A 23,452-nucleotide genomic window follows, 5' to 3' on the forward strand; every position below is an offset into this window, starting at 1 on the left:
GTAGGGCGCGGGGGCGCGCAGGTGCCGGACACGGTCGGACGACGGTCACCGGGCGCCTGGGCGCGGTGACGCTCGCGTCCGTGGTGGTCATGGGGCTGGGAGGCGGGCCGCCGGGGTGGCAGGACCTCGTCGCCGAGCCCGCCGGAACCGCTGATGCCGCCGGTGCCTTCCGGTCCGCCTCCGGGGCGGTCGGCGGTGCGTACGCCTTCGCCGAGGGCGCGCAGAGGGTGGACGGGGCCGTGAGCACCGCGGACGCCGTACGGCTGGAGACCGGCCGCACCTACCGCAGCGTCCTGCCGGTGCGCGGCAGGGCGTACTACCGCCTGGAACTCGACGCCGCCTCGAACACCTACGTCTCCGCCACCGCCGTTCCCCCGGCCGGCCGCGCCGCCTCCGTCGTCGACGGCGTCAAGGTGTCCGTACAGGACGGCGACGGCCGCTCCTGCGACGTGGACACGGCGAGCTTCGGCGCCACCGGCAGCTCTCATCCGGTCGCCGCGTGGGCCGTGCGGGAGATCTCCCCGAGAAGATCCCTCTGCAAGGAGCCCGGCACGTACTACGTGACCGTCGAACGCGCCGACCCGGACGGCGCGGACTCCTCCCCCGGACCGTGGGAGCTGGAACTCACCACGGCCTCGGAGCCGCCCCTGGAGGGGGCCGGTGCGACGAGTGCGCCACCGGAGTGGAACTCCGCCCCGCCCCGGCCTGTCGCGGGGGAGCCGGAACGGCGCGCGGGAGGCGCGGGGTTCGCCCGGGCGACTTCCCTCGGCGAAGGCGTCTGGCGGGACGACATCCGCCCCGGCCAGACCCTCTTCTACAAGGTCCCGGTCGACTGGGGCCGGCAGCTCCACGTCACCGCCGAGCTGGGCAGTTCGGACACGGGCGGCAGGGGGTATGTCGCCGCCGCCCTGGACCTGGACCTCTACAACCCCGCGCGCGGTCATGTCGCGGACGTGGGGGTCGGTTACGGCGGCAGCCAGAAGTCGAGGGCTCTCGCTCCCCTGCCGCCGGTCGCGCACGCCAATCGCCACGACGCCGTCGGCCGGGTCCGGGCGGTGCGGTTCGCCGGTTCGTACTACCTCGTCGCCCACCTCGCGACGAAGGTGGCCGACCGCTTCGGGGACGGGCCCGTTCCGCTGACGCTGCGGGTGGGGCTGAGCGGTGCGGCACAGGACGGGCCCGGGTACGCGGGGGAGGCCGTGCCCCGGGGCGTCTTCACGGTCACGGAGGAGGACCGGGAGGCGGCGGCCGAGGGCACGGCGGCGGGCGACGACACCGCGATGAGGGTGCTCGCCGTGGGCGGCATCGGCGGCGGGAGCGCGCTGCTGGTGGGGCTCGGCGCATGGGCGCTGGCGGCCCGGCGGCAGGGGTCGTTCAGATCCGGGTGAGGGCCCAGAAGCCCACGGCGTAGCAGACCAGGGCCAGGAGCAGGAGCGGGACGGCGATCTTCGCCGGAGGGCCGGGGCGGCGACCGGACCGGCGGTGGGCCCGGCGGTGGGACCGGTGGGCGGCCCCGTGCCGTGGCGTTCCCCCGCCCGCGGGCGGAACCCGCGGGCTCTGGGCGGTGTATTCAGCAGTAGAGGCGTCGGCGCCCCGGTGCGGTGCCGAGCCGGGATACGCGGTCGGGTGCGGCAGGGGGGAGCGCAGCGGGTGAGTGGGGTCGTGGGGGGAGCCGTAGCCGGTGGCGTGGGCCGGCTGGTGCGGTGCGCCGTGCTGAGAGCTGTGTTGAGCGCTGTGCTGAGCATGGAGCAGGGCCTGGTCCGGTGCCTGGGGGCCGTGCGCAGGAGGCGGCGGAGCGGGCGCGGGGGAGGAGGTGACCGTGGCCCGGGGCGGCGGCAGGAGGAAGCTGCCGGTGTCCGACATGCTGGGCGGCTGCGGAGGCACGGACGGTGCCGCCTGGGCGCCGGACGGTGTGGGGGAGGGAGCGGCCGGTGGCGTCGCGGAGGTGGTGCTCCGGCGCGGATCCACGGGTGCGGCGCCCCCGCCCGTGCCCCCGTTCATGCCCGTGTCCGTGTCCGTGTCCGTGCCCGTGCTTGTGCCCGTGCCTCGGTCTCTGCCCGGGACGGACGGGGTCGAGCCGGTTCGGGAGGAGTCGCCTTTCCCGGCGGGCCCGGACGCCAGGCCCGGAGCCCTCTTCAGCGGGCCGTCCGCGGCGAACCCCGGGGGGAGCGGGCCGAGCTGGTCGAAGACCTCGATCAGTTCGTCGTCGGGGCCGGGCTCCGGCAGGAGTTCCGCGGCTGCGGCGAGCGCCTTGCGCGCCCCCGTGGCCGTGCGGAACCGCGCCTGCGGATCCGGCTGCAGCAGCGTGGCCACGACCTGCCAGAGCGGCTCGGGGATCCCCCGGGGAGCGCCCGGCGTCCCGTGGTCGGCGAAGTGCTGGACGAGTGCCTTGGCGTCCGGTTTGGCGCCCTCCAGCAGATACAGCGCGACCAGGCCCACGGCGAACAGGTCGGCGGGGAAGTCCGGGTCGGAGCCCATCATCTGCTCCGGCGCCAGATAACCGGGCGTGCCCACCACCAGGTTGGTCTCGGTCAGCCGGGGCTCCCCCAGCCGCATCGCGATACCGAAGTCGGACAGCCGTAACCGCGGCCTGCCCGTACCGGTGGCCTCCAGGAGCACGTTGGCGGGCTTGATGTCGCGGTGCACCACGTCCTCCGCGTGCACCGCGGCGAGCCCGGACAGCAGCTGGTCGAGCAGGGTGCAGACGAAGGCCGGCGGCAGAGGGCCGTAGTCGCCGACCAGGTGGGCCAGCGAACCGCCGGCGACCAGGTCCATGGTGAACAGGACCTTGTCGTCGTCGGCGGCCCAGCTGGTGGGAGCGAGTACATGGGGGTGGTCGATCCGCAGGGCCTGTTCGCGTACGAAGCGGAGCAGGGAGTGGGCGTCGCTCTGCAGCAGGACCTTGGCGGCCACATAACGGCGGCGGCGGTGGTCCCAGGTGCGCCAGACGGCACCGACGCCCCCGCGCCCGATCGGGTCGACCAGTTCGTACCGGCCGGCGAAGACCTCACCCATGGCTGTGCGTCGCTCCTCCCCCTGCGATGTCCCCCCTCGCCTCCCGTCTCCCCCTCGACGAGCGGTACGACTCCCCGACCCGCACACGCTTCCCGGCGGCCGAACCCCCTTCGACCGCCGGGCGGGGGCTCAGTTCTGGTGGGCCTGGTAGTGCGCGACCGCGTCGGAGGTGCGACCGGCCCCGTAGACCCGGAGGAACTCTGCCAGCTCGGGGTGGGTGGGGGCGAGGGTGTCGGCGGCCTCGATGATGTCGCCGGCGGCCGCCACCGAACGCAGCAGGGACTGGATCTCGCGGACCACCCGCTTGACCGTGGGGGCACCCGAACTGCTCGTCGTCTGGGTGGTGTTGCTGAGTACCGAGCCCCCCTGAGACCTCTTGATCTCCTCCATGCGCTCGGTCGCCTCGGCCGCGCTGACGCTGCCGTCCGCGACCTGTCCCGCCAGGTCCTGCAGCAGCTGTACCCGCTGGACCACCGCGGGGTTTCCGATCTTCGCCCGCTGGCCGCTCATCAGCTGCGACAACATCGGTGCGGACAGCCCCAGGACCCCCGCGAGACGAGCCTGGTTGAGGCCGAGGTCGTCTATGAGCCTACGGAAGAGCGCCCCCAGCGGCTCCCCGTACCAGTTCCGCTGCAGTTCCCGCGCTCTTGCGGTGGCTTCCTGCTGTGCGGCGTCCATTGCGTCTCCCCATCGCTTCCCCAGGAACCGTGGTTCGCTGTAGCGAACCACGTCGAGCATCTTACGGAGAGTGGTTGGTCACGGGGACCCCCAATCTTTTTGCGGAATCCCCGGGGGGACCCGGTACTCTGGTCACCGGCGCCCGCCGGGATGTGCTTCCTCCTGGTGGACGCTTCCCGTCCGGGGCCTTAGCTCAGTTGGTAGAGCGCTGTCTTTGCATGGCAGATGTCAGGGGTTCGACTCCCCTAGGCTCCACTATCGGACCCCTCCCACCTGCGGAAACGCGGTGGGAGGGGTCCTGTTTCACGTGGAACAGCACGGTGGGGCAGGAGACGTCCAAGTCTCCTGCCCCACCGTGCTGTTACCGCGGTCGTGCGTCAGGGCTGATCGTCGCGCTTGGAGGACTCCTCCTCGGCCTCCTTCGCCTCGACCTCGGGGTCGAGCGTGGATCCGCCGCTGCCGTCCACCGACGTCAGCGTGGCCGACTCCGAGACATCCGTCGCGGTCGGCGGTTCCACCAGCCAGTCCGGATTGGCCTGCTTGTCCCACCACTTCCAGGCGGCGAAGACGCCTCCTGCGACGGCGCCCAGGACCAGGGCCATCTTCGCGGCCCGGCCGGCCCGCGCCCGCCGCTGCTGCTTGCGGGCCAGCTTCTGGATCTGCTGGGCCGTGACCTGGCTGCGCAGTGCGGCCAGCGCGGCGGCACTGCGGGCCGCGGCCTCCTCCTTGGCGGGTCCGGCCACGGCCAGCGCCTGCTCGATCTTCGGTCGGGAGTACTCCGCCGCCTGCCGGGCGGCCTTGCGGGTGCGGATGGCGGCCTCGTGGGCGGCTTGGTCGACCTTCGGCGGCACATGCGTCCGGGCCTGTACCAGATACGGCTGCACATGGGCGCCGTACCGGAGGCGGGCCTGTCCGGCGGCCTGTGTCACCTTGGGCGCTAGCCGTACGCGTGCCTCCTGCGCGTAGTGCGCGGCCCTGATCTTGGCCGAGTCGGCGTAGGGCGCCACCACGTCCGCGGCGTGCAGCACGCTCTCCTTCGCCGAACCGGTCGCGGCGCGCACGCTGTCGATGCGGGTCACGGGTTCCTCCTCCTCGGTGGCGTACGGTATTTCGACTTTCCACCCTTTTACGGATCATGCCTGCCGCGGCGCCGTGAGGCATGCGCGGGCGGGCATCCGGGTGCCGTCGGAGTCGCTCCCTGGTGATATCGAGGGCAAGGGCGGATGAATCCGGAGCAACGGAAGCTCGGTGCCGACCATGCCACGGATCGCCGCCGCGCGCCCCCGCCACGGGACCGCTCGGCCGGTTTTCCGCAAGCGGAACGGCTCGGTTTCCCCCGCTGAACGGGCGACGGACGACTGCGCGCCCCGTCCGTGCGAGGATCAGGGAGTCACGGAAAGACAACGGAAGGCACATTGTGGCTGAGCAGCTCTACGCCACCCTGAAGACCAATCACGGCGACATCGAGGTTCGGCTCTTCCCGAACCAGGCGCCCATCACGGTCAAGAACTTCGTCGAGCTCGCCAAGGGCGAGCGGGAGTGGACCCACCCGCAGACCGGTGCGAAGTCCACGGACAAGCTCTACGACGGCACGGTCTTCCACCGGGTGATCAGCGGCTTCATGATCCAGGGCGGTGACCCGCTGGGCAACGGCACCGGCGGCCCCGGCTACCAGTTCGAGGACGAGTTCCACCCGGATCTGCGCTTCGACAAGCCCTACCTGCTGGCGATGGCCAACGCCGGCCCGGGCACCAACGGCTCGCAGTTCTTCATCACCGTCGCCCCGACGGCATGGCTGAACCGCAAGCACACCATCTTCGGCGAGGTCGCCGACGCCGCCAGCCAGAAGGTCGTCGACACCATCGCCTCCACGCAGACCAACCCGCGCACCGACCGTCCGGTGAAAGACGTCGTGATCGAGTCGGTCGAGATCCGCGAGGGCTGAGCCCTCCGCTCCCCGGAGAGCGAAAGCCCGCAGAGGGGAACCAATCGCCCCGCTCATCCGTAAGGATGGGCGGGGCGGGGCTTTTCCACACGACCGAGGGGTGCCCATGGACGACCAGGCTGCCGGCAGCCCGCAGGACGCCCGGAGCGTCCCCGTCTGCTATCGCCACCCGGACCGCGAGACCGGCATTCGCTGTACCCGCTGCGAGCGCCCGATCTGTCCCGAGTGCATGGTCAACGCCTCGGTCGGTTTCCAGTGCCCGGAGTGCGTCCGCAGCGGCTCGGGCACCGGACACGCCCCCACGGCCTCCCTGCCCCGCACGATCGCCGGCGGCACCGTCGTCGCCGATCCCCGGCTGGTCACGAAGGTCCTTCTCGGGATCAATCTCGCGGTGTTCGTCGCCGTGCAGATCAGACCCTCGCTGCTGCGCGATCTGTACCTCATCGGTGTCTGGCCGCCGGCTCCGTTCCTGCCCACCGAGGGAGTGGCCGACGGCGAGTGGTACCGCCTGTTCACCTCGATGTTCACGCACGAGGCGATCTGGCACATCGCCTTCAACATGCTCGGCCTGTGGTGGCTCGGCGGACCGCTCGAGCAGGCCCTCGGCCGGGCGCGCTATCTCGCGCTCTATCTGATCTCCGGGCTGGCGGGCAGCGCGCTGACGTATCTGCTGGCTTCCGGGACCACGGCCACGCTCGGCGCCTCCGGCGCCATCTTCGGCCTCTTCGGTGCGATGGCCGTCCTGATGCGCCGCCTCGACTACGACATGCGTCCGATCATCGCCCTGCTGGTGATCAATCTGATCTTCACCTTCAGCCCGGGCTTCAACATCGCCTGGCAGGCGCACATCGGAGGGCTCGTCGCCGGTGTCGTGATCGGGTACGCCATGGTCCACGCCCCGCGCGAGCGCAGGGCGCTGATCCAGTACGGCACCTGTGCACTGGTGCTGGCTGTGGTGGTTCTGCTGGTCCTGTTGAGGACGGCGCAGCTCACCTGAGCGTCAGGGTTGTCCACAGTGGGTGGTGAATCTTGTGCACAGTGTGCGGAGACCGTGGCGTCCAGGGCTGTGGTCCCCTGTTGATGCAGGTCAGATGAGCGACGAACAAATTTTCGGTCACCAGTGGTCTTGTCACACCGGCGTCAACCTCTGATGAGTTATCCACAGATCGGGGTTTGTTTTCCCCATGTGGAAAAGCCTGTGGATAACTCAGTGGACAGCCCTGCCCAGAGCCGGTGGAAGGCTCTGGGCAGGGCTGGTGGACAGTGCGGGGCAGAACCGAGCTCACCGCGCGGCGCGCCCTACTTCCACTGTGTCGAGACGCCGAACCCGGCGGCGATGAAGCCGAAGCCGACCACGATGTTCCAGTTGCCCAGGGCGTCGACGGGCAGCGAGCCGTCGGTGACGTAGAAGACGACGATCCAGGCCAGTCCGATGAGGAACAGGCCCAGCATCACCGGCGCGACCCAGGCGCGGTTGGTCAGCTTGAGAGCAGTCGTCTGCTTCGCCGGCGGCGGCGTGTAGTCGGCCTTCTTGCGGATACGTGACTTCGGCACGAGGGTCTCTCCTGTCGATGCGCTGCGTGGCCGCGCAGGGAACTGGGTCGGGCTCGGAGCAGCGTACAAGGGGACTCTGAGCGCTCCCCCGGGCGTCCGTTAGCGTAGTGCTTCCGCGGCGCCGAAGGAGATAAGGGTACGTTGAGCAATTCTGCCGACTTCCCCGGGACGGAAGCCAGACCCGCCCGCCGACACCGTTTCCGGCCCGTGCGCGTCCTCACCGCGGGGGTCTTCGCGCTCGCGGGGCTCATCTTCTTCACCAGCTTCCACACGGCCAAGGGCACCAACATCCGCACGGACGCCTCGCTGCTGCGGCTGTCCGACCTGATCCACGAGCGCAGCCGCGCGAACGGGGAGCTGGAGGAGTCCAACGGCGTGTTGCGCAAGGACATAGAGGCCCTTGCCGAGCGCGACGACGGCAGCACCCAGGCGGAGGACGACCGACTCGCCGCCCTGGAGGAACGCGCGGGCACGCGGAAACTCGAGGGCGAGGCGATCACGGTCACGCTCGACGACGCCCCGCCGGACGCCACCGCAAGGCTCCCCGGCTACCCCGAGCCGCAGCCCGACTACCTGGTCATCCACCAGCAGGACCTCCAGGCCGTGGTGAACGCGATGTGGCAGGGCGGCGCCGAGGGCATCAAGGTCATGGACCAGCGGCTGATCTCCACCAGCGCGGTGCGCTGCGTGGGCAACACCCTGATCCTCCAGGGCCGCGTCTACTCGCCGCCGTACAAGATCACGGCGGTCGGCGACCCGGAGAAGCTGAAGAAGGCGCTCACGACCTCCCCGGCGATCCAGAACTACATGGTGTACGTCAACGTCTACGGGCTCGGCTGGAAGGTCGAGGACAACGGGAGGGTGACGCTGCCCGGCTACTCGGGCACGGTGGACCTGCACCACGCGGAGCCCGTCGGGTAGCGGCGGGGCCTACGGGGGACCGGGCCCGCAGAGATCGAGGCGATCGCCCCCGCGGCACGTACTTCCGGGTGCACGCGCCCGGGCCCGCCCGGTCCGTACACAGCCTGTGGACACAGGGGAACCGGAGGCGCCGCGCCGCTAGTCTGGTGGCTACGGCGTGGGTCTGGTGCCGTGGTACGACGGAAGGGACGGCATGTACAGCTGGATCTGGCGGCATCTGCCGGGGAACGGATGGGTGAGGGCGCTCATCTCACTCGTGCTGATCATCGCCGTGGTCTACCTCCTCTTCCAGTACGTCTTCCCGTGGGCCGAGCCGCTGCTGCCCTTCAACGATGTGACGGTGGACAACCAGTGAGCGCGCGCATTCTCGTCGTCGACAACTACGACAGCTTCGTCTTCAACCTGGTCCAGTACCTGTACCAGCTGGGCGCCGAGTGCGAGGTCCTGCGCAACGACGAGGTGTCGACGGGGCACGCGCAGGACGGCTTCGACGGCGTGCTGCTGTCACCCGGACCCGGCACCCCCGAAGAGGCCGGTGTCTGCGTGGACATGGTGCGGCACTGCGCGTCGACCGGGGTGCCGGTCTTCGGGGTCTGCCTCGGCATGCAGTCGATGCAGGTGGCGTACGGCGGGGTGGTGGACCGCGCGCCCGAGCTGCTGCACGGCAAGACCTCGCCGGTCGAGCACACGGGCCGGGGCGTCTTCGCCGGTCTGCCCTCCCCCTTCACGGCGACCCGCTACCACTCGCTGGCCGCCGAACCGGCCACCGTACCCGCGGAGCTGGAGGTCACGGCCAGAACGCCGGACGGCATCGTGATGGGGCTGAGGCACCGTGAACTCCCGGTCGAGGGCGTGCAGTTCCATCCGGAGTCGGTGCTGACCGAGCACGGGCACCGGATGCTGGCCAACTGGCTGGCGGAGTGCGGTGACGAGGGCGCGGTGGCGAGATCGGCGGGGCTCGCCCCGGTGGTGGGCAGGGCCACGGCGTGACCGCGCTGCGCCCCGAGCGCGAGTCCGGTGCCGGATACGGGGAGTCCTTCACGGACCACCCCGGATACGGCGTCGGCGGCGAGCAGGGGACCCCGTACGGGCAGCAGCCGTACGGGGCACCCGGCACGTTCGGGGACGGCCGGTACGACGGCGCTCCGCGGGACCCCTACGGCAGTGCCTCCGACGACACCGCGTACCTGCCGCCCGTCGACGAGGAGACGGTGGCGCTGCGGATCCCCGATCCGCCCGATCCGCCGGAGCGCCCGGTCCGGGAGGAGCCCACCGGGGCCCCGGGCGGCCGTGCTGCCCGCAGGAAGGCCGCGAAACGGCGTCAGGGGCGGCGTGGAAGCCCTCGCGGGGCCGGGGAGCCCGAGGCGGCGTCCCGAGCCCCTGAGGGGCCGTCCGGGGCGCCGCTGTCGCGGGTGGAGGCACGCCGGCGGGCCCGGGCACGCCGGGCGAGCCCCGCGGTCGTCGCGAGCCGTGCGATCGGCGAGGTGTTCATCACCACCGGCGTGCTGATGCTGCTGTTCGTCACCTACCAGTTGTGGTGGACGAACGTGCGGGCGCAGGCGCAGGCCGGCAAGGAACTCAGCGACCTCCAGAGCGACTGGGCGAACGGCAAGCGCAATCCGGGGGTGTTCGAGCCGGGGCAGGGTTTCGCGCTGCTGCACATCCCGAAGCTGGACGTGGTGGTGCCGATCGCCGAGGGCATCAACAGCAAGAAGGTGCTCGACCGGGGCATGGTGGGCCACTACGCGGAGGGCGCGCTGAAGACGGCGATGCCGGACGCGAAGAGCGGCAACTTCGGGCTGGCGGGCCACCGGAACACGCACGGTGAGCCGTTCCGGTACATCAACCGGCTGGAGCCGGGCGACCCGATCGTCGTGGAGACGCAGGACACGTACTTCGTCTACAAGATGGCGTCGATCCTGCCGGTGACCTCGCCGAGCAACATCAGCGTCCTCGACCCGGTCCCGAAGGACTCGGGCTTCACGGAACCCGGTCGCTACATCACACTGACCACCTGCACGCCGGAGTTCACCAGCAAGTACCGCATGATCGTCTGGGGCAAGATGGACGAGGAACGGCCGCGCAGCAAGGGCAAGCCGGATGCGCTCGTCAGGTAAGGGCAGAGGAAACGTGGCAGCGACCGCCGACGACACCGAACAGCACACCGACGGGCCCGCGTCACCGCCGCCCGCGGCACGCCGCCGCATGAGCCCGGTGGCGCTCGTGGTCAGCCTCTTCGGGGAACTCCTCATCACCGCGGGCCTGGTGCTGGGCCTGTTCGTCGCCTACTCGCTGTGGTGGACGAACGTCGTCGCCGACCGCGCGGCGGGCGAGCAGGCGGACAAGATCCGCGACTCCTGGAGCCGGGAGCCCGACGGCGGCGGTCCCGTCTCCTTCGACAGCAAGGACGGCATCGGCTTCCTCCACGTGCCCACGATGAGCGGGGACGAGATCCTCGTCGAGAAGGGCACCTCGATGGAGGTCCTCAACGACGGCGTCGCCGGCTACTACACCGACCCCGTCAAGGCGACCCTGCCGACCTCCGGCAAGAAGGGCAACTTCTCGCTCGCGGCCCACCGGGACGGCCACGGGGCCAAGTTCCACGGCATCCACCAGATCGAGAAGGGCGACCCGATCGTCTTCGAGACGAAGGACACGTGGTACGTCTACAAGGTCTACGGCATCCTCCCCGAGACCTCGAAGTACAACGTCGAGGTCCTCTCCCCGGTCCCGAAGGAGTCCGGGAAGAAGAAGGCCGGCCACTACATCACGCTGACCACCTGCACGCCGGTGTTCACCAGCAAGTACCGCTACATCGTCTGGGGCGAACTGGTCCGCACGGAGAAGGTGGACGACGAGCGGACGCCGCCCGCGGAACTGCGCTGACCGTCCTCCTCGCAGGGGGCCGACCGTCCGGCACGGAGAGGGCCCGGAGCCACGACAGGACGTCGCGGCGCCGGGCCTTCCCCGTGCCCGGGCCCGACGCAGCCCCGCGGAGGCGCGCGAAAGCACGGGTGCAGCAGGGACGCGGGTCCGGGACGGACCCGTGAAAGAGCCCCGGCCCCCTCCAGGGAGGGTGCCGGGGCTCCTGCCGTTCCGGGCCGGGAGGGTCAGTCGTCCCCGCGGCCGCCGGTGAGGCCGCCGAAGAAGCCGCCGCCGTTGTTGCCGCCGTTGCCGCCCTGCTGGCCGATGGCGATCAGGGTGACCTTGTCGCCCTTCTTGACCTCCTGGCCCTCCGCCGGGACGCTCTGGATCACCATGGCGTTGTCGTCGTCCACGCCCTCGACCCGCTCGAGCTGCAGGCCCGCCTGGGCGAGGGCCTGCTTGGCCTGGCCGACCGTCATCTGAGTGACCTTCGGCATGCCGAACTTCTCTTCCTGCTTGGCCTTGCCGACGACGATCTGGACCTGGGAGCCCTTGCCGATCGGCGTGTTGGCGCTCGGCGTGGTCGAGATGACCTTGCCGACCTGGTTCGGGTCGTCGGTCTCCTGCTCGGTGCAGTTGCCCACCAGATCGTTGGCCGACATCTGGGCCTTGGCCTCGTCACAGGACTTGCCGATGACGTCCGGGACGGTGGACCTGGCCTCCTCCTTGGCGATCACCAGGGTGATCGTGGAGCCCTTCTCCACCTCCTTGCCGGAGGTCGGGTTCTGCTCGAGGACGCTGTTCGGGGTCTCCGAGGACTCCCGGGCCTGCGTCTCGATCTTGAGCTGGTAGTCGTCGCCCTCCAGCTTGGCCTTGGCGTCCTCCAGGCTGAGGCCGATCACACTCGGCACCGCCACCTTCGGCGCTCCGGTGGACACCACCAGGTTGACGGTGTCCCCCTTCTTGACCTGGGTTTCCGGCTTGAGGTCCTGTTCGCAGATCCTGCCCTTGCTCTGGTCCTCGCAGGGCTTCTCCTCGAAGGAGAGCTTCAGTTCGACGTTGTCGGCGCGCTCCTGGGCGTCCGCTTTGGTCTGGCCCACGAAGTTCGGGACCGCCACGCCGTCGTTGCTCACCCCGTCGCCGCTGAAGGCCCAGCGGCCGATCAGGATCGCGCCGATCAGGACCAGGACGCCCGCCACGACCAGCAATATCGTCGAGGTGTTGTTCTTCTTCGGGTTCTGGCGGCGCCGGTCGGGGCGGTCGTCGTAGCCGTAGCCGCCGTCGTCCGGGTTCATGGGCGGCAGCATCGAGGTCGCCGCGCCGGCGCCGGCGTCCGAGCGCAGGGCCGTCGTCGGCTGGTCGTCGCCGTAGCCGCCGTAGCTCGCGGCGCCCATCGCCGCGGCGGCCGCGACCGGCTGGCCGTCGAGGCAGGCCTCGATGTCGGCGCGCATCTCGTCGGCCGACTGGTAGCGGTAGTCGGGGTCCTTGACCAGCGCCTTCAGCACGATCGCGTCCATCTCGGGCGTGATCTCGGGGTCGAAGACGCTCGGCGCCTGCGGTTCCTCCCGCACGTGCTGGTAGGCGACCGCGACCGGGGAGTCGCCCACGAAGGGCGGACGGACGGTCAGCAGCTCGTACAGCAGGCAGCCGGTGGAGTAGAGGTCGGAGCGCGCGTCGACCTGCTCGCCCTTGGCCTGCTCCGGCGAGAGGTACTGGGCGGTGCCGATGACGGCGGCGGTCTGCGTCATCGTCATGCCGGCGTCGCCCATCGCACGGGCGATGCCGAAGTCCATCACCTTGACCTGGCCGTTGCGCGTCAGCATGACGTTGGCCGGCTTGATGTCGCGGTGGACGATGCCGGCCCGGTGGGAGTACTCCAGGGCCTGGAGGATGCCGATGGTCATCTCCAGCGTCCGCTCCGGCAGCAGCTTGCGGCCGCTGTGCAGGAGCTCACGGAGCGTGGAGCCGTCGACGTACTCCATGACGATGTAGGGGATGGAGACCCCGTCGATGTAGTCCTCGCCCGTGTCGTAGACCGCGACGATCGCGGGATGGTTGAGCGAGGCGGCCGACTGGGCCTCCCGGCGGAACCGGGCCTGGAAGGACGGGTCGCGTGCCAGGTCGGCGCGCAGCGTCTTCACCGCCACGGTGCGGCCGAGGCGGCTGTCATGCGCGAGGTAGACCTCCGCCATGCCACCGCGGCCGAGCACCTGGCCCAGTTCGTACCGGCCGCCGAGGCGACGCGGCTCTTCCATAGCTACCTACCAGCCCTCTCCGTCGGTCCCGGGCGGCACATGCGTGCCGCCGGAGGCTGCAGTCCGGGCCTACGGTACCCGGCTCTTTTTGTGCGACCTGGCCAAGTTCGTCAGCCGATACAGGACCGGTACCGCAACGTGCACCGATGTGAAGCAGACGTGACCGGGGTCACTGCTTGGCCTTGACGACCGCCTCCATCACGCTCTTGGCGATCGGCGCCGCGAGGCCACCGCCGGAGATGTCGCCCCGCACCGCGTTCTCGTCCTCGATGACGACCGCGACGGCCACCGGCGAGCTGCCGTCGGCGCTCTTGGCGTAGGAGATGAACCAGGCGTAGGGGTTCTCCTTGTTGTCCACACCGTGCTGGGCGGTACCGGTCTTGCCGCCCACGGTGACGCCGGGGATGCGGGCGTTGCCGCCCGTGCCCTTCTCGACGACCGTCTCCATCATCGACTGGAGGATCTGGGCGTTCTTCGCGGTCATCGGCCGGCTCAGCTCCTCCGGGTCCGTCTTCTCGACGGGGTTGAGGCTCGAGTCCTGGAGCGCGTCGACCATGTACGGCTTCATCAGCGTGCCGTCGTTGGCGATGGCCGCGGTGACCATGGCCATCTGCAGCGGGGTCGCGGCGGTGTTGAACTGGCCGATGGAGGAGAGTGCGGTCTGCGCCTTGTCCATGTCGTCGGAGAAGACGGAGGCGTTGGCGCGGACCGGGGTGAACTGCTCGGCGTTGAAGCCGAACTTCTCGCTCATCTCCAGCATCTTGTCGTTGCCGAGGTCGGCACCGATCTTGCCGAAGACGGTGTTGCAGGACACGCGCAGTGCCTCACGCAGGCTGGCGTCCTCGCAGGGGAGGTCGCCGTCGTTCTTCAGCGGGGTCCTGGTGCCCGGCATGATCCACGGCAGCGGCGTCTGCGTCTTCTGGTCCGCGTCCGTGTAGAGCTCGTTCTCCAGTGCGGCGGCGGCGGTGACGACCTTGAAGGTGGAGCCGGGCGGGTAGACCTCGCGCAGGGCCCGGTTGAGCATCGGGTCGTCGGGGTTGTTCTTCTTCTGCAGCTTCTGCCAGGCCTCGGTGTCCGTGGTGGTGGAGTTCCCGGCGAACGACGACGGGTCGTACGACGGGTAGGAGGCGAGGGCGAGGATCTTGCCGGTGGACGGCTCGATGGCGGCGACGGCTCCCTTGCCGCCCTGCTTCTCCAGCCCCTCGTACGCGGCCTTCTGGGCGGCGGCGTTGAGCGTGGTGACGACGTTGCCGCCCTGCTTCTTCTTGCCGGTGAGCATGTCGAGCGTGTTGCGGAAGAACAGCTGGTCGTCGTTGCCGGTGAGGATGCCGTCCTCGATGCTCTCCAGCTGGGTCGCGCCGAAGGCCTGCGAGGCGTAGCCGGTGACCGGCGCCCACATCGGGCCGTTCTTGTAGGTGCGCTTGTACTCGAAGTCGCTGCCCGACGTCTGCTTGGAGCCGGTGATGGGCTTGCCGTCGACGATGATGTCTCCGCGCGGCTGCGCGTAGCGCTCGATGGCGATGCGCCGGTTGCGCTCGTGCTTCTGCAGGGCGTCCGCCTGGACGTACTGGAGCCAGTTGTCGCGGAGCAGCAGGGCGAGGACGAGGAGCCCGCAGAAGATCGCGATGTGGCGCAGGGGCTTGTTCACGGTCGGACCACCTGGGTCATCTCGGCGTCGGGGTTGGTGGCGGGTGCGGGGGCCGGGCGGCGGGCGGTGTCGCTGATGCGGATCAGGATGCCGATCAGGGCCCAGTTGGCGATGACCGAGGAACCGCCGTACGCGAGGAACGGCATCGTCATACCGGTCAGGGGGATCAGCCCCATGACACCGCCGGCGACCACGAAGACCTGCAGCGCGAAGGCGCCGGACAGACCGACCGCGAACAGCTTGCCGAAGGGGTCGCGGGCGGCCAGGGCGGTCCGGATACCGCGTTCGACGATCAGTCCGTAGAGCAGCAGCATCGCCATGACGCCGGCCAGGCCCAGCTCCTCGCCGAAGGTGGCGAAGATGAAGTCGGAGTTGGCGGCGAAGCCGATCAGGTCGGAGTGGCCCTGTCCGAGACCGGTGCCGATCACGCCACCGGAGCCGAACGACATGATCGACTGGCCGATCTGCTCACAGGCACCGGAGGTCTGGTAGCAGCCGAACGGGTCCAGCCAGGCGTCCACGCGGGCCTGGACGTGGCTGGCGAACGAGGCCACGCCCACGGCACCGGCGGCGGACATCAGCAGACCGATCACGATCCAGCTCGTCCGCTCCGTGGAGACGTACAGCATGATCACGAACAGGCCGAAGAACAGCAGCGAGGTGCCGAGGTCGTTCTCGAAGATGAGGACGAGCAGGCTGACGGCCCAGATGGTGATGATCGGGCCGAGGTCGCGGCCACGAGGCAGGTACAGGCCCATGAACCGGCGGCTGGCGAGCGCCAGCGCGTCCCGCTTCACCATGAGGTAGCCCGAGAAGAAGATCGCGATGACGATCTTGGCGAACTCACCCGGCTGGATGGAGAACCCGGCGACCCGGATCCAGATCTTGGCGCCGAACACATCGGCCCCGAGCCCCGGCACGAGCGGCAGCAGCAGCAGGATCAGGGCGGCGACCATCGAGATGTAGGTGTACCGCTGCAGGATGCGGTGGTCCTTGAGGAAGACGAGCACCGCGACGAACAGGCCGAGGCCGATGGCCGAGTACAGCAGCTGGTTCGGGGCGGACGGGCTGAACGCCCCGTACGCCCGCTTCGCCAGCAGCTGCAGCCGCTCCGACTGGTCCAGCCGCCAGATCACGACCAGCCCGAGGCCGTTCAGGAGCGTCGCGATGGGCAGCAGCAGCGGGTCGGCGTACGCGGCGAACTTCCGCACCACGAGGTGTCCGACCCCCGCCAGCAGACCGAGTCCCAGCCCGTAGGCGAGCAACCCGGAGGGGACGGAGCCGTCGATGGCCAGGCCGACGTTGGCGTAGGCGAAGACCGGGATGACCACGGCGAAGACCAGCAGCCCGAGTTCGGTGTTGCGGCGGCTGGGTGCGCCGATCGCACCGATCGTGGACGTGTGCTGCGGCGACGGGTTGGGTGTACTGCTCATCGTGTGACAGGGCCTCTCACGGCTTGCCTACTGCTTACCGCACAGCGAGACGACCTTCTGCTCTTCCTCCGAGAGGCTGGGGCCGGGGTTGGGGGTGGGTGCGGTGGTGGACGGGGACGTGGGTTGCTGCGGAGCCTGCGCCGAGCCCGAGGGGGTCGGCGTCGGCGAGGCCTTGGACGTGAAGGAGGCGGGTGTGGTTCCCGTGGTGCCTCCCGCCTCGCCCTCGCCGGTCTTGGCGTTGCTCTCGCTCTCGGCGGCGCGCCGCTCGGCCTGCTTCTTGCACGCGGAGGCCTGGACGGACAGTTCCTCGATCTTCGCGCGGGCGCCCTTGAGGCTGCCCTCGGCGATGGTCGCCTCGACCAGCTCGCGCTGGTAGGGCGGCAGGTACTTGAGTTCGATCTCGGGGTGGTTCTTGACCACCTCCGACAGCGAGACCCAGGCCAGGTCCTGGCTGATGCCCCGGTACAGCGCGACGTGCTCGCCCTTGGTGCCGACGTAGTACTGCGTCTGCGTCCAGCGCCAGCCGCCGTACAGGCCGCCGCCGATGACGGCGAGGGTGAGCAGGCTGTAGGCGGACCTCTTGAACCACTTGCGGCCCTTGCGGGGCTTGGTGAAGTCGTCGTCGCCGTAGTCGAAGCCGTCGGTGGGGATGAAGCCGGTGACGTCACCGCTGCCGGGCGGTCCGAACTCGCCGCCGCCCCCCTCCTGGCGCCGGCGGCCGAGGCCGGAGGCGCGGCCGGCCGGGGTCTGCATGATGCCGTTGTCGTGCGGCTGGTTCTGGTTCTCGGCGACCGCGCCCACCACGACCGGGGTGTCGGAGAGCTGCCCGGCGAGGGTGTCCCCGGTGTCGAGGTCCAGGACGTCGGCGACGATCACGGTGATGTTGTCGGGGCCGCCGCCGCGCAGCGCCAGCTCGATCAGGGTCTGCACGGTCTCCTGGGGGCCCTGGTAGCCGGCCAGGGCCTCCTCCAGGGTCTGGTGGGAGACCACGCCGGACAGGCCGTCGGAGCAGATCAGGTACCGGTCCCCGGCCCGGACCTCGCGGATGGACAGGTCGGGCTCGACGTGTTCGCCGCTGCCGAGGGCCCGCATGAGCAGGGACCGCTGGGGGTGGGTGGTCGCCTCCTCCTCGGTGATCCGGCCCTCGTCGACCAGGCGCTGCACCCAGGTGTGGTCCTGGGTGATCTGGGTGAGGACGCCGTCGCGCAGGAGGTAGGCGCGGGAGTCGCCGACGTGCACCATGCCGAGGCGCTGACCGGTCCACAGCAGGGCGGTCAGGGTGGTGCCCATGCCCTCGAGTTGGGGGTCCTCCTCGACCATCATGCGCAGCTGGTCGTTGGCCCGCTGCACGGCCGAGCCGAGCGAGGTGAGCAGGTCGGAGCCGGGGACGTCGTCGTCGAGCGCGACGATGGTGGAGATCGCCTCGGAGGAGGCGACCTCTCCGGCCGCGGCGCCGCCCATGCCGTCGGCGATGGCGAGCAGGCGCGGACCGGCGTAACCGGAGTCCTCGTTGCCCTCCCGGATCATCCCCTTGTGCGATCCGGCGGCGAAGCGCAGGGACAGACTCATGCGCACCTCGCCTGTCGGCTCCGGGTACAGCCGGTCGTGTCGAGCCACACTGCCCACCCTCCGGTCGGGAGCGCGCCGGGACCCTGATGGAGGACCCCCACCGCGTGCTCGCTCCGCTCGCTCATTGTCGTACTACTTCCGCAGCTCGATGACGGTCTTGCCGATGCGGATCGGCGCACCCAGCGAGATCGGCATGGGGGTCGTCAGCCGGGTCCGGTCCAGGTAGGTGCCGTTCGTGGAGCCCAGGTCCTCGACGATCCACTGGCCGTCGCGGTCCGGGTAGATCCTGGCATGGCGGCTGGAGGCGTAGTCGTCGTCCAGCACGATGGTGCTGTCGTGCGCCCGGCCCAGGGTGATGGTCTGGCCCTGGAGCGCGACGGTGGTGCCGGTGAGGGTGCCTTCGGTCACGACCAGCTTGGTGGGTGTGTTCCGGCCGCGGCGACCGCCGCCGGACTGCTGGCGCTGCGGCGGCGGTGCCTGCCGGGCGGCCTGCTGCTGCCGGCCGGAGTCCCGCCGTGCTCCGCGCTGGGTGACACGAGTGCCGAACAGGTCACTCCGGATGACCTGCACGGCCACGATCACGAACAGCCACAGAACGGCCAGGAACCCCAGCCGCATGACCGTGAGGGTCAGCTCTGACATTGCCCCCGCTTCACCCTTCGGCTTGCCTATAGATAACGGTGGTGCTGCCCACGACGATCCGCGAGCCGTCGCGGAGCGTAGCGTGAGTGGTGTGCTGCCCGTCCACCACGATGCCGTTGGTGGATCCGAGATCCTGGATCGTCGAGGGCGTTCCGGTCCGGATCTCGCAGTGCCGGCGGGAGACGCCGGGGTCGTCGATCCGCACGTCGGCGTCGGTGCTGCGGCCCAGCACCAGCGTGGCGCGGGAGATCTGGTGGCGGGTGCCGTTGATCTCGATCCAGTGGCGGGTGCGTCCGCCGGGCGCGGCGGGGGGCCGCTGGGCACCCGCGGGCTGGGGGTAGCCGTAGCCGCCGGGCCGGGCGCCGGGCGGCGGCGCGGCCGGCATGGGCGGGGCACCCGCGGGGCCGCCGACCGGCGGGTAGCCGTAGCCGCCGCCGGCCGGCGGGGCGGCGGGGCCCGCGGGCGCCTGGCTGGCGGAGGAGGCGAGGGTGCGGCTGCGCACCCGGTACAGACCGGTGTCGAGGTCCTCGGCCTTCTCCAGGTGCACCTTGATGGGGCCCATGAAGGTGTAGCGCTGCTGCTTGGCGTAGTCGCGCACCATGCCGGCGAGCTCGTCGCCGAGCTGGCCGGAGTACGGGCTGAGCCGCTCGAAGTCCGGGGTGCTCAGCTCGACGATGAAGTCGTTGGGGACCACGGTGCGGTCGCGGTTCCAGATGGTGGCGTTGTTGTCGCACTCCCGCTGGAGCGCTCCCGCGATCTCCACGGGCTGCACCTCGGACTTGAACACCTTGGCGAAGGTGCCGTTGACCAGACCTTCGAGACGCTGCTCGAACTTCTTCAGGACTCCCATGGGGCACCTCCTCCGTCGCTGCCGTCCTGTGTACTGCGCCGTGCACCGTGTCGTGCACTGTTTACCTGGTACTGCTTACTGATCGTATCCACGCGCGGGTCGATCGACTGGTTCCCCCTGTCCGCCCGGTCGACGGGTGTCGACGCCTGACGAAGTTCCCTCCGGGGCCCCTCTTCGAACTCCCTCGGCCGTGTTGGTGCACGTCGTTCTGCCATGGATCGTAGAGGGGGCCGCAGACCAGTGTCCCGCACCCGGCTGTGGACTCCGACCGGCTCCTGGGAAGACGGGGGTCACCGGTACGAGGTTGATACGTGAAGCAGCCTCCGCCGCCGCGGGAGCGGTGCGCGGGTGGGATGGGAGCGGTGGAGGCCGGCCCCGGGCGGAAGCGCTGACCAGGGCTGGTGGGTGCGGGGGCCGGGGGAAAGGGATGTGAACCCACCCCGGACAGCGTGCTAATGTTCTGGGTGTCGGAAGGCGCCGAACCCCACAGGGGTGGGGCCCGAGGACACACCCAATGCGCGGGTGGCGGAATAGGCAGACGCGCTGGATTCAGGTTCCAGTGCCCGCAAGGGCGTGGGGGTTCAACTCCCCCCTCGCGCACAGAGAAACCGAGGAACGGGTCTCTGCAGGTGACGGAAGTCACGGCAGGGGCCCGTTCCTCGGTTTACCGGCAGTTGTGAGGCAGCGCACGGCCGGGGGAGGGTGTGCGGGCCCGTCGTGTGAGCTATTTCATGGGCGGGATCCGCTGTGGTGCGGGGTGCCGGGGGGAGTGCCGCACGACGTGGGCGTCACGGGGCCGGGGCGGGGGCCGTCGAGCCGCGGAGCCCGGACATACCGACCGCGTGCCCGTCGGCGGGTGTCGACGGACACGCGGCTGACACGGTCCGTAACCGTCGGTCAGCTCACTCGAAGGCCGCGGCGTTGCGCGCCACCCATTCGCCGAAGGGGCGCGCAGGGCGGCCGACCAGCTGCTCGACGGCCGGGCTCACCTGCTGCTCGCGCGGCCGCGGCGTGCCCAGGATGTCGAGCGTGCCCTCCACGACGGGCTCGGGCATGAACTGCAGCATGCCCTCCCGCGCCTGCTCGCGGGTCAGCTCGACGAAGTCGACCGACTCGCCCAGGGCCCGGCCGATCTCCTCGGCCTGCCGGCGGGGCGTGATGGCTTCCGGCCCGGTCAGCTCGTAGATGCCGCCGGAGTGCCTGCCGTTGCGCAGGACGACGTCCGCCGCCGCGGCGATGTCGGCGGGGTCGATGACCGGGAGGGCGACGTCGGCGAAGGGCGCCGCGATCGTGCGCCGGGTGCGGACGGACTCCGCCCAGGCGAAGGCGTTGAGCTGCCCCCGAGCAGGACGAGCAGCGCCTCGGCGCCCTCGAGCGAGGGGCGGAGGCTCTCGGCGTCGCCCAGGTCGGCCCGCTGGTGGGTGACGCCCTCGGGCAGCTCGAAACCGGGCGTGTTCCGCGAGACGGCCGTCACCTGCTCACCGGCCTCCGCGAGCAGTGAGACCAGCGGACGGCCGATGTTCCCCGTGGCTCCCGTGACTGCAATCATGGTCTCCCCCAGATGGTGTGGGTGCCGTGGTGATCGAGGTCTGGTGATCGAGCACGCCGCACGCGAGCACGCCGCCGTCACGACTCGTCACTCACTGCTCGTCACTGACTGTGACGTCCGGCACGCTAACAGCCGCGGCATAGTAGGCACCTAGGGGAAAGTGACTACCCATCAGCAGATGTAGGCGTGAACTCGCCGTATGTGGCGGCGAGTTCCGCGGCCAGCCGGGCGAGCCGCTGCCGCGCCTCGTGCGCCTCGTGCGCCTCGTCCGCGAGTGCGGGGCCTTCGACGCGGCGGTGGCCGCCTCCCCGGAGCGTCACCCCAGATCGGCCGACCGGGACGACATCCGCCACTTCGTCGCCAAGTGCCGCAGCGGTGCGGGCTTCACCATCACCCAGATGTTCCTCTGCTCTTCCGGGCGGACGACTACTTCCGGCTGTGTGACCGACTGGCCTCGGCCGGCTGCCACGTCCCCGTCACCCCCGCGATCATGCTGGCCCCCCGCTCCGACCGGATACGCCGCTTCGCCCGGTTCGGCAACGCGACCGTCCCGGACGACCTGGCGCGTCGTCCGGAGGCCGCCCGGAACGACCCCGGTCAGGCGAACCGCGCAGGCGTCGCGCACGCCACCGCGCTCGCTCGACGACTCCTCGACGCGGAGGCACCCGGCCTGCACTACCTCACCCTCAACCGCCCCACCACCGCCCTGGAGATCCACCGGTCCCTGCCGCTGCCAGCCCGGGCGGACGGGGCGAGCGGAACGAAAGCCTCACGCGGCACCGCGCCCCTCCAGCACACCGGCCTGACCCGCGGACCCGGCGCCGGGCCGGGGCGTCGCCCTGTTCCTCCTCACCATCGGGGTTTCTCCACACCTCCGGAGTTGTCCACAGGACCTGCCGTGTTTCGGCCACCGGCGGTACGGTCGGCGTGATCGATGTCATGCCCGGTGCCGTGTCGTCCTCGGTGCCGGGCCGGAAGAAACGTCAGGGGCGCGCGGGTGGGCGCGTGCGGGGGAGACGGTTGGTGTGACCGAGGTTGTTGCAGGGGTGACCGGGACGGCAGACGTGCGAGGTATGACGGGCGTGCAAGGCACGGCAGGTGCGGAAGGCACGGTGGGCGCGGGTGAGCCGCGGCGGCTGCCGCGGGTGCCGGGCTTCGCCGGGTGGCCGGCCGCTGGCGTCCCCAAGGCGGAGGGCAAGGCCCTGCGCCGGCGGGTTCCGCGCAGCGCGCACGCCACCCTGGACCTGGACGCCTCCCGCCCCGGTGCGGTCGAGGCCGTCGAGGAGTCCGGCCGCGGCCGGCTGCCCGAGCTGACCCCGATCCGGGTGGGCCGGATGGCCGCGACGCCGTTCGCCTTCCTGCGCGGATCGGCGGGGCTCATGGCGTACGACCTGGCCCGCACCCCCATGACGGGGATAGGCGCCCAGATATGCGGCGACGCGCACGCGGCGAACTTCGGCCTGTACGGGGACGCGCGCGGCGGACTGGTCATCGACCTGAACGACTTCGACGAGACGGTGACGGGCCCCTGGGAGTGGGACCTGAAGCGACTCGCCGCCTCGCTGGTGCTCGCGGGGCGGGAGGCCGGCGCGGACGAGGACACCTGCCGCGCGGCGGCCCACGACGCGGTGGGCGCCTACCGCCGCACGATGCGGCTGCTGTCCGGGCTGCCGGCGCTGGACGCGTGGAACGCGATCGCGGACGAGGAGCTGGTCTCCCACACCGACGCCCACGATCTGCTGGGCACGCTGGAGCGGGTCTCCGAGAAGGCCCGCTCGAACACCAGCGGCCGTTTCGCGGCCAAGTCGACCGAGGCGACGGCGGACGGCGGCCGCCGTTTCGTCGACGCGCCGCCGGTCCTGCGCCGCGTCCCGGACGACGAGGCCGCCGCGGTGGCCGCCTCCCTGGAGGAGTACCTCGGCACGCTCCCGGAGGACCGCCTCCCGCTGCTGGCCCGGCACGCGGTGCACGACGTGGCGTTCCGCGTCGTCGGCACGGGCAGCGTGGGCACCCGCTCGTACGTCGTGCTGCTCCTCGACCACCGGGGCGAGCCGCTGGTCCTGCAGGTGAAGGAGGCCCGTCCCTCGGCCCTGGTGCCGCATCTGGCGACGGCCGGCTTCGACGCCCCGGAGGCGGGCCACGAGGGCAGGCGCGTGGTCCTGGGCCAGAAGCGGATGCAGGTGGTGAGCGACGGCCTGCTGGGCTGGACGACGGTCGACGGCCGGCCCTTCCAGGTGCGCCAGTTCCGCAACCGCAAGGGCAGCGTCGACCCGGCGGCCCTGGCCGCCGACCAGGTCGACGACTACGCCCGGATGACCGGCGCCCTCCTGGCCCGCGCCCACTCGCACAGCGCGGACCCCCGCCTGATCGCCGGCTACTGCGGCAAGAACGACGAACTGGACGAGGCGGTGGCGGCCTTCGCGGTCGCCTACGCCGACCGCACGGAGGCGGACCACGCGGACCTGGTGGCGGCGGTGCGGTCGGGACGGATCGCGGCGGAGCTGGGAGTGTGAGGGGCGGACCGTGGC

General features: G+C 70.8%; 20 protein-coding genes, 2 tRNA genes and 2 pseudogenes. 13 read left to right on the forward strand and 11 right to left on the reverse strand.

The window, feature by feature from the left end; all coding sequences use genetic code 11:
- Positions 1 to 65: 65 nt before the first annotated feature.
- Entirely contained in the window at positions 66 to 1,388 is a 1,323-nt protein-coding gene (locus tag CP969_RS19950) for a hypothetical protein (protein ID WP_016825474.1), read from the forward strand.
- On the opposite strand, the gene CP969_RS19955 is transcribed toward CP969_RS19950, so the two are convergent.
- A complete protein-coding gene (locus CP969_RS19955; protein WP_016825473.1) occupies positions 1,375 to 3,015 on the reverse strand; it encodes a protein kinase domain-containing protein in 1,641 nt (546 codons plus the stop codon). The genes CP969_RS19950 and CP969_RS19955 overlap by 14 nt on opposite strands.
- Positions 3,016 to 3,144: 129 nt before the next feature.
- A complete protein-coding gene (locus CP969_RS19960) occupies positions 3,145 to 3,693 on the reverse strand; it encodes a helix-turn-helix domain-containing protein (protein WP_004985889.1) in 549 nt (182 codons plus the stop codon).
- A gap of 182 nt (positions 3,694 to 3,875) precedes the next feature.
- Here CP969_RS19960 and CP969_RS19965 point away from each other — a divergent pair.
- A tRNA-Ala gene (locus CP969_RS19965) sits at positions 3,876 to 3,948 on the forward strand.
- Positions 3,949 to 4,070: 122 nt separating this feature from the next.
- On the opposite strand, the gene CP969_RS19970 is transcribed toward CP969_RS19965, so the two are convergent.
- Complete coding sequence (locus CP969_RS19970; protein ID WP_004985887.1) at positions 4,071 to 4,772, reverse strand: DUF5324 family protein; 702 nt, start codon at positions 4,770 to 4,772, stop codon at positions 4,071 to 4,073.
- A 338-nt stretch (positions 4,773 to 5,110) separates the two neighbouring features.
- Here CP969_RS19970 and CP969_RS19975 point away from each other — a divergent pair, with 338 nt between their 5' ends.
- Together CP969_RS19975 and CP969_RS19980 are read left to right on the forward strand one after the other, a co-directional pair.
- Positions 5,111 to 5,638 (forward strand): peptidylprolyl isomerase, encoded by a 528-nt coding sequence (locus CP969_RS19975; RefSeq protein WP_016825472.1) that lies wholly within the window; start codon positions 5,111 to 5,113, stop codon positions 5,636 to 5,638.
- Positions 5,639 to 5,744: 106 nt separating this feature from the next.
- Positions 5,745 to 6,635, forward strand: coding sequence for a rhomboid family intramembrane serine protease (locus CP969_RS19980; protein ID WP_026085040.1), 891 nt, complete (start codon positions 5,745 to 5,747; stop codon positions 6,633 to 6,635).
- Between the two features lie 302 nt (positions 6,636 to 6,937).
- On the opposite strand, the gene crgA is transcribed toward CP969_RS19980, so the two are convergent.
- The gene (gene crgA, locus CP969_RS19985; RefSeq protein ID WP_004985881.1) at positions 6,938 to 7,192 is read right to left on the reverse strand and encodes a cell division protein CrgA; all 255 of its coding nucleotides are present in this window, start codon (positions 7,190 to 7,192) and stop codon (positions 6,938 to 6,940) included.
- Positions 7,193 to 7,333: 141 nt separating this feature from the next.
- Here crgA and CP969_RS19990 point away from each other — a divergent pair, with 141 nt between their 5' ends.
- The 5 genes from CP969_RS19990 to CP969_RS20010 all read left to right on the forward strand — a co-directional run bounded on the left by CP969_RS19990 (position 7,334) and on the right by CP969_RS20010 (position 10,999).
- Positions 7,334 to 8,113 carry a DUF881 domain-containing protein gene (locus CP969_RS19990; RefSeq protein ID WP_004985880.1) on the forward strand — a complete coding sequence of 260 codons (780 nt, stop codon included), beginning with the start codon at positions 7,334 to 7,336 and terminating at the stop codon, positions 8,111 to 8,113.
- Positions 8,114 to 8,306: 193 nt separating this feature from the next.
- Positions 8,307 to 8,468 (forward strand): hypothetical protein, encoded by a 162-nt coding sequence (locus tag CP969_RS19995; protein ID WP_086015610.1) that lies wholly within the window; start codon positions 8,307 to 8,309, stop codon positions 8,466 to 8,468.
- A complete protein-coding gene (locus CP969_RS20000) occupies positions 8,465 to 9,103 on the forward strand; it encodes an aminodeoxychorismate/anthranilate synthase component II (protein ID WP_016825469.1) in 639 nt (212 codons plus the stop codon). The genes CP969_RS19995 and CP969_RS20000 overlap by 4 nt, the downstream gene beginning before the upstream one ends.
- Positions 9,100 to 10,230 (forward strand): class E sortase, encoded by a 1,131-nt coding sequence (locus tag CP969_RS20005; protein ID WP_016825468.1) that lies wholly within the window; start codon positions 9,100 to 9,102, stop codon positions 10,228 to 10,230. The genes CP969_RS20000 and CP969_RS20005 overlap by 4 nt, the downstream gene beginning before the upstream one ends.
- Before the next feature lie 13 nt (positions 10,231 to 10,243).
- The gene (locus CP969_RS20010) at positions 10,244 to 10,999 is read left to right on the forward strand and encodes a class E sortase (RefSeq protein WP_016825467.1); all 756 of its coding nucleotides are present in this window, start codon (positions 10,244 to 10,246) and stop codon (positions 10,997 to 10,999) included.
- Positions 11,000 to 11,223: 224 nt separating this feature from the next.
- Here CP969_RS20010 and pknB read toward each other — a convergent pair whose 3' ends face one another.
- From pknB to CP969_RS20045, 6 genes are all read right to left on the reverse strand, one after another.
- Entirely contained in the window at positions 11,224 to 13,233 is a 2,010-nt protein-coding gene (pknB, locus tag CP969_RS20015; protein ID WP_016825466.1) for a Stk1 family PASTA domain-containing Ser/Thr kinase, read from the reverse strand.
- Positions 13,234 to 13,402: 169 nt separating this feature from the next.
- Complete coding sequence (locus CP969_RS20025; protein ID WP_016825465.1) at positions 13,403 to 14,881, reverse strand: peptidoglycan D,D-transpeptidase FtsI family protein; 1,479 nt, start codon at positions 14,879 to 14,881, stop codon at positions 13,403 to 13,405.
- The gene (locus CP969_RS20030) at positions 14,878 to 16,314 is read right to left on the reverse strand and encodes an FtsW/RodA/SpoVE family cell cycle protein (RefSeq protein WP_016825464.1); all 1,437 of its coding nucleotides are present in this window, start codon (positions 16,312 to 16,314) and stop codon (positions 14,878 to 14,880) included. The genes CP969_RS20025 and CP969_RS20030 overlap by 4 nt, the downstream gene beginning before the upstream one ends.
- 27 nt (positions 16,315 to 16,341) lie before the next feature.
- On the reverse strand, positions 16,342 to 17,883 hold the full coding sequence (locus tag CP969_RS20035; RefSeq protein ID WP_004985860.1) for a Stp1/IreP family PP2C-type Ser/Thr phosphatase: 1,542 nt from the start codon (positions 17,881 to 17,883) through the stop codon (positions 16,342 to 16,344).
- Between the two features lie 132 nt (positions 17,884 to 18,015).
- Entirely contained in the window at positions 18,016 to 18,525 is a 510-nt protein-coding gene (locus CP969_RS20040) for an FHA domain-containing protein FhaB/FipA (protein ID WP_004985859.1), read from the reverse strand.
- 10 nt (positions 18,526 to 18,535) lie between these two features.
- Positions 18,536 to 19,375, reverse strand: a complete 840-nt coding sequence (locus CP969_RS20045; protein ID WP_016825463.1) for an FhaA domain-containing protein — start codon at positions 19,373 to 19,375, stop codon at positions 18,536 to 18,538.
- A gap of 516 nt (positions 19,376 to 19,891) precedes the next feature.
- On the opposite strand from CP969_RS20045, the gene CP969_RS20050 reads away from it, so the two are divergent.
- Positions 19,892 to 19,975 (forward strand) — tRNA-Leu (locus tag CP969_RS20050).
- Between the two features lie 302 nt (positions 19,976 to 20,277).
- Here the strand turns inward: CP969_RS20050 and CP969_RS20055 are convergent.
- A pseudogene (locus tag CP969_RS20055) lies at positions 20,278 to 20,924 on the reverse strand (NmrA family NAD(P)-binding protein).
- A gap of 257 nt (positions 20,925 to 21,181) precedes the next feature.
- Between CP969_RS20055 and CP969_RS34265 the strand changes: the two are divergent.
- From CP969_RS34265 to CP969_RS20065, 3 genes and pseudogenes are all read left to right on the forward strand, one after another.
- Positions 21,182 to 21,262 (forward strand): annotated as a pseudogene (locus CP969_RS34265) (hypothetical protein); the annotation flags it as partial.
- A gap of 26 nt (positions 21,263 to 21,288) precedes the next feature.
- Positions 21,289 to 21,855: a methylenetetrahydrofolate reductase gene (locus CP969_RS20060; protein ID WP_252991165.1), complete on the forward strand. Its 567-nt coding sequence runs from the start codon at positions 21,289 to 21,291 to the stop codon at positions 21,853 to 21,855.
- A gap of 142 nt (positions 21,856 to 21,997) precedes the next feature.
- Positions 21,998 to 23,437: a DUF2252 domain-containing protein gene (locus CP969_RS20065; protein ID WP_039831038.1), complete on the forward strand. Its 1,440-nt coding sequence runs from the start codon at positions 21,998 to 22,000 to the stop codon at positions 23,435 to 23,437.
- Positions 23,438 to 23,452: the final 15 nt, after the last annotated feature.

Source organism: Streptomyces viridosporus T7A, assembly GCF_008704515.1.
Lineage (GTDB): Bacteria > Actinomycetota > Actinomycetes > Streptomycetales > Streptomycetaceae > Streptomyces > Streptomyces viridosporus.

Coding starts and splice junctions, on each gene's coding strand:
- CP969_RS19955 (WP_016825473.1), bottom strand. CDS start 3,015: ATGGGTGAGGTCTTCGCCGGCCGGTACGAACTGGTCGACCCGATCGGG.
- CP969_RS19960 (WP_004985889.1), bottom strand. CDS start 3,693: ATGGACGCCGCACAGCAGGAAGCCACCGCAAGAGCGCGGGAACTGCAG.
- CP969_RS19980 (WP_026085040.1), top strand. CDS start 5,745: ATGGACGACCAGGCTGCCGGCAGCCCGCAGGACGCCCGGAGCGTCCCC.
- CP969_RS19995 (WP_086015610.1), top strand. CDS start 8,307: ATGTACAGCTGGATCTGGCGGCATCTGCCGGGGAACGGATGGGTGAGG.
- pknB (WP_016825466.1), bottom strand. CDS start 13,233: ATGGAAGAGCCGCGTCGCCTCGGCGGCCGGTACGAACTGGGCCAGGTG.
- CP969_RS20030 (WP_016825464.1), bottom strand. CDS start 16,314: ATGAGCAGTACACCCAACCCGTCGCCGCAGCACACGTCCACGATCGGT.
- CP969_RS20035 (WP_004985860.1), bottom strand. CDS start 17,883: ATGAGTCTGTCCCTGCGCTTCGCCGCCGGATCGCACAAGGGGATGATC.
- CP969_RS20040 (WP_004985859.1), bottom strand. CDS start 18,525: ATGTCAGAGCTGACCCTCACGGTCATGCGGCTGGGGTTCCTGGCCGTT.
- CP969_RS20045 (WP_016825463.1), bottom strand. CDS start 19,375: ATGGGAGTCCTGAAGAAGTTCGAGCAGCGTCTCGAAGGTCTGGTCAAC.
- CP969_RS20065 (WP_039831038.1), top strand. CDS start 21,998: ATGACGGGCGTGCAAGGCACGGCAGGTGCGGAAGGCACGGTGGGCGCG.